Consider the following 289-nt stretch of genomic DNA (forward strand, 5'->3'; position numbering starts at 1 on the left):
TGCCGATCGAGGACTCGCTCGGCAAGCTCGCGGCCATGCGCTCGTACATGCGCGACATCAACCTCGGTCAGGAGCCCAACGAGCGCATCGCAAACCTCGTCGGGATGACCGGGGACGAGATCGAGGCCATGTACCACCTGCTGGCCGTGGCGAAGTACGAGGATCGCTACGTCATCCCCAAGGCGCACGTCGAACAGGCTCGCGACCTCGAGAACCTGGCCTGCTCGCTCGACTCGGACGGCGGCCCAGGCATGGGCGGCCCGGGCGACCACGGACCGCAGGATCGCGG

General features: G+C 67.8%; 1 pseudogene. It reads left to right on the forward strand.

From position 1 onward, the window contains the following. A pseudogene (gene narH / locus WDW90_RS38945) lies at nt 1-289 on the forward strand (nitrate reductase subunit beta); the annotation flags it as partial.

It is taken from the genome of Methylobacterium nigriterrae (assembly GCF_037106235.1).
In the GTDB taxonomy this organism is placed as follows: Bacteria; Pseudomonadota; Alphaproteobacteria; order Rhizobiales; family Beijerinckiaceae; genus Methylobacterium; species Methylobacterium nigriterrae.